This is a genomic window from uncultured Campylobacter sp. (genome assembly GCF_938045225.1).
Classification (GTDB): Bacteria; Campylobacterota; Campylobacteria; order Campylobacterales; family Campylobacteraceae; genus Campylobacter_A.
In genome coordinates this window covers 1-1,509 of the sequence record NZ_CALINL010000090.1, presented here as the reverse complement: position 1 = coordinate 1,509, position 1,509 = coordinate 1, and the positions used below count along the sequence as shown (strand labels likewise).

The following is a 1,509-nucleotide window of genomic DNA, read 5'->3' as shown; positions in this document are numbered from 1 at the left end:
CCGCAATCAAATCCCCGAAGAGATCGTGCGCGTATTTGAAAAGCACGGCTTCATCTGGGGTGGGCGTTGGGTGAGTTTTGACACGATGCACTTTGAATATAGGCCGGAGTTTGGATATCTGAGATAAATTTGACGGCGATTTTAACGATAAATTTGGGTGAAATTTGACTCAAATTTATCGTTACGTTTTGGCTGGCGACAGGATGTCGCCGCTTTGCCCTCTGTTAAAATTTGAGCTCTAATCGAGGCGATGGGGCGGCTTGTAAATTTTAAATTTAATGTTGACCGCACGGTAACCCGCGTGCCGATTTTTTAGTTTAAGCAAATTTGACGAATTTGAGATTTTTAAAATTTCAAGCGGTAATTTTTCCAAAGTAGCGCTAGAAATTTGATACGCCAAAATTTAAAACAATGCTTGCGCCGCTCGCTAGCAAATTTTGCCAACAAATCCCTGCTACTTAATTTACCGCGATCTCGATGCTTTTACTTATAAATGCCTCTTAAAACTCGCTTTCAAACATCCGCTTGATCTCGCTTCCAAGTACGCAGTTACCCTTTCGCCAGGGGCGGCAGATCACGTTGCCTTCTTCGCCTGCGCTTAGGCAGACGCAGTTAAAATAACTCTTATCCGAAGCATTGTCCGAGACAAGGTAAACAAGCCCGTTTTCGGGGATAAAATTCCCTCTGCAGGCCCGCGCACTGTCGGCACTATCTTTATCGCCGCCCTGGCGTAAAATTTCGCGCCGTCCAATATGTCTTTAACATTTATCCACTCAGCCATTTTCTGCCTCTTTTTCTAAATTTAGCTCCACGAGCGCACTCTCGCCAACTACACGAACGCCAAGTTTTTTTAGCGCCGCTGCGGTTATCCCGTCGCCGCTAACGATCCGCCCAGTAAAGCTTCCGTCGTAAACTTCGCCGCTTCCGCAGCTTGGGCTTCGCTCTTTTAAAACCGCGATTTTACAGCCGTTTTTACGGGCGATATCTGCGCAAATTTGAGCACCCGAAAGAAACTCCCGCGTCACGTCGCGACCGCTAAATTTAGTAAGCACCCGTCCCTTTGCGCAAATTTCGGCAGGTTCGCGCGGGGTCGCTAGTCCGCCCATACTCTCCGGGCAAACGGCGATTAGCTCGTAAATTTGTCTAAGCTTGGCAAGCTCGCCCGCGCAAATCGCGTCTGCGTTATTACCGCCGTTATATTTGCAGTTTTCGCCGAGCAGGCAGGCGCTGATTAAAATTTTGGGTTTATTTTTCATCGTTAGTTCCGAAATTTGATGGTCGGCAGGCGTTATTTTGGCTCAAATTTACTAACGCTTCGAACGGCAAATTTAAAACGTTCGTCAAATTTACCGTCAAATTTAGCCGAATTTGAGCCGACTCGCACAAATATAAAGCCGGCCCGAAGCGTCAAAATGTAACTTAAAGCCCGGCCTCTTTTTTGATCTTATCTATATACATATGCCTTAGCATCGGCACGTATTTGCCGACTTTGCCGCCGTTTATCGGCTT

General features: G+C 46.7%; 3 protein-coding genes. 1 reads left to right on the top strand and 2 read right to left on the bottom strand.

The window, feature by feature from the left end:
* Positions 1–127 (top strand): M15 family metallopeptidase (locus Q0200_RS03915; protein ID WP_366118218.1); only part of this gene is annotated, 127 nt, incomplete at its 5' end.
* 646 nt (positions 128–773) lie between these two features.
* Here Q0200_RS03915 and Q0200_RS03910 read toward each other — a convergent pair.
* The gene (locus tag Q0200_RS03910; RefSeq protein WP_297937985.1) at positions 774–1,256 is read right to left on the bottom strand and encodes a DUF523 domain-containing protein; all 483 of its coding nucleotides are present in this window, start codon (positions 1,254–1,256) and stop codon (positions 774–776) included.
* A 32-nt stretch (positions 1,257–1,288) separates the two neighbouring features.
* Positions 1,289–1,411 (bottom strand): hypothetical protein, encoded by a 123-nt coding sequence (locus Q0200_RS03905; RefSeq protein WP_297937983.1) that lies wholly within the window; start codon positions 1,409–1,411, stop codon positions 1,289–1,291.
* Positions 1,412–1,509: the final 98 nt, after the last annotated feature.